The organism is Collinsella aerofaciens (assembly GCF_039752985.1).
GTDB classification, from domain to species: domain Bacteria; phylum Actinomycetota; class Coriobacteriia; order Coriobacteriales; family Coriobacteriaceae; genus Collinsella; species Collinsella aerofaciens_BT.
The window spans coordinates 21,894-24,172 of the sequence record NZ_JBDMHA010000038.1; the positions used below are offsets into that span (position 1 = coordinate 21,894).

Below are 2,279 nucleotides of genomic sequence, written 5' to 3' on the forward strand. Positions count from 1 at the left end.
GCACGCCGAGCGCAACGTCGACGACGGCTCGTATCGCTTGGTCTACACGTTTATCAACGTTCGTGCTGCTCAGGAGCATATTGCGCAGGACGGCAGCTATGCGATTGAGAACCTGGTAGTCGAGGGTATCGACCAGTACCAGGAGATTCCGTCCATCAGCTCGTATTATCCGGCGGTATTCCCGTTTGAAAATGAGGCCCACGACCTATTTGGTCTTGCCATCACCGACATGCAGATTGACTTTAAGGGCTTTTTCTACCAGGTCTCGACTGCCGAACCCATGAGCGTTATCACGCCCGAGGTGAAGGCCGCGCGCGAGAAAGCCATGAAGGTCCGTGCCGCCGCCGAGGCCAAGGCGCGCAAGGCTGCGGCCGAGAAGGCCGCCGCGGCTGCGGCTGTGGGGGAGGACGCCGCGGGTGCCGGCGATGCCGCGAGCGCCGCTGCTCAGCCTTCTGCGGCTGCCGGCTCCGATGCTCAGCACGATGAAGCTGCTGCGAAGGCCGCGCTCAAAGCCGCCGAGCTGGAAGCAAGGCTCGCCGCCATGGATCCCGAGAAAGCGGCCAAGGTCCGCGCGGCGCTTGCCGCCAAGGCCGCTCGCGATAAGCAGAAAAAGGAGGCGTAAGGTCCATGGCACATCGCTCCGTTATTCCGTTTGGCCCGCAGCACCCGGTGCTGCCCGAGCCGCTTCATCTGGACCTGGTAATCGAGGACGACCGCGTTCTCGAGGCAATTCCGCAGATCGGCTTTGTGCACCGCGGACTCGAGAAGCTCACCGAAAAGCGTGATATGCACCAGTTTGGCTACATCGCCGAGCGCATCTGCGGCATCTGCGCCGTGGGCCATAGCTGTGGCTATGCCAGCGCCTGCGAGCGTATGCTCGACATCGAGGTGCCCGGCCGCGTGCAGTATATCCGTACCATTCTGCATGAGCTTTCGCGCATCCACTCACATCTGCTGTGGCTGGGCCTGCTCGCCGATGCCTTTGGCTTCGAGGCGCTGTTCTATCGGTCTTGGACGCTGCGCGAGCAGATTCTCAAGATTTTTGAGAGCACTTGCGGCGGGCGCGTGATTCTGTCGATTAACGAGATCGGCGGCCTTAAGCACGATATCGAGGACTCCGAGCTGGCGGGCATTGTCCAGACGCTCGATGCCATGCGTCCTGACTACGAGGCCCTGGTGCATACGTTTTTGGACGACAACAGCTGCGGCGAGCGCCTGCATGGCGTGGGCATGATTAGCAAGAAAGACGCGCTGGAGCTTTCGATGGTCGGTCCGTTTGGGCGCGCATCGGGCGTGGATTACGACGTGCGCATGTTTGACGACGGTGCCTATGCGGATCTGGCTGCGTTTGAGCCCATCGTTGCTACCGATGGCGATTGCTATGCCCGCTGCCAGGTGCGTTGCGCCGAGGTCACGCAGGCCATGGACATCATTAAGGAGCTTGTGGGCAAGATTCCGCACGACGGGATTGGCGGGCGCACCAAGCTTACGCCGGCCGACGGCGCGCGCGGCGAGGTTGTGATTGAGCAGCCGCGCGGCGAGGCGTATTACTATGTGCGCGGCAACGGCACCAAGAACCTGGACCGTTTCCGCGTGCGCACGCCGACGTCGCAAAACCTGGCGGGTCTGACGCATGCACTGCAGGGCGTGCTCATTGCCAACGTGCCCATGATCATCCTGACCATCGACCCCTGCATTAGCTGCACGGAAAGGTAGGCGCGGCATGAGTTTACTGACATTTGCCAAGACGGCCTTGGGTTCTATGGTCAAGCAGCCGGTCACGGTTTGCTATCCGCAGGAGAAGCTCGCGGCGCCCGAGCGCTTGCGCGGGCATATCGTCAATGACATGGATGTGTGCATCTGCTGCGGCATGTGCGCACGGCGTTGCCCGGCGGGCGCGCTCGCGGTCGATCGCAAGGGTGGAACGTGGTCGATCGACCCGTATGCCTGCGTGGTGTGCGGTGAGTGCATCGAGAGCTGCCCCAAGCACTGCCTGACTATGGACACCGCCCGTACCCCAGTCGCAGCGGACAAGACTCCCACAGTAGAAACCAAGCCGGAATAGCGCGAAGACGGGGCCGGTGGGGCAAAAATGCCCCACCGGCCCCGCGCTTAATGCGCGGTGGAGCCGCCGCGAACAAAACTATGCCGGATTACGGGGCCGGATAGCGAACCTCCGACCATATAGAAAACCGCAAAAACAAAACCGACGCTCCTATAAGTTGTCAAGAGGCAGTTTGCGGGAGCGTTCTCTCCAATTCGCACAGGAGCTCGTAATA

Annotated in this window: 3 protein-coding genes; all 3 read left to right on the forward strand. The window is 61.5% G+C overall.

All coding sequences use genetic code 11. The features are described from left to right. The coding region (locus ABHR76_RS06390; RefSeq protein ID WP_346977099.1) for a hypothetical protein at positions 1 to 622 on the forward strand (622 nt) is incomplete at its 5' end. Between the two features lie 5 nt (positions 623 to 627). After that, positions 628 to 1,716, forward strand: a complete 1,089-nt coding sequence (locus tag ABHR76_RS06395) for a hydrogenase large subunit (RefSeq protein WP_346977100.1) — start codon at positions 628 to 630, stop codon at positions 1,714 to 1,716. A 7-nt stretch (positions 1,717 to 1,723) separates the two neighbouring features. Continuing rightward, complete coding sequence (locus ABHR76_RS06400; RefSeq protein WP_055251494.1) at positions 1,724 to 2,065, forward strand: 4Fe-4S dicluster domain-containing protein; 342 nt, start codon at positions 1,724 to 1,726, stop codon at positions 2,063 to 2,065. Positions 2,066 to 2,279: the final 214 nt, after the last annotated feature.